Below are 232 nucleotides of genomic sequence, written 5' to 3' on the forward strand. Positions count from 1 at the left end.
TCAATCGCGTTGCGGTTTTAATCAAGACGAGACTATTTGCTTTTAAGTCCTCAATACTGATAGTTAAGGTCCGAATGGTAGCCAGATCATTGGTTGCAATTAAAAAAATGAGCTTTCGCGTTTCAGGGGGTAAAAATCCATACTGTTCGAGGTAGAGGTTAATAAATTCATTTTTCCACTTAAAATTCTCAGGTATAGGAGAAGGGAGATCTTTAGGAAAGAATGAGAGAAA

Annotated in this window: 1 protein-coding gene; it reads right to left on the reverse strand. The window is 37.1% G+C overall.

Annotated elements, in window-relative coordinates:
- A partial coding sequence (locus Lnau_RS16770) for a hypothetical protein (RefSeq protein ID WP_238585956.1) occupies window positions 1-232 on the reverse strand: 232 nt, incomplete at both ends.

It is taken from the genome of Legionella nautarum, from assembly GCF_001467895.1.
Classification (GTDB): domain Bacteria; phylum Pseudomonadota; class Gammaproteobacteria; order Legionellales; family Legionellaceae; genus Tatlockia; species Tatlockia nautarum.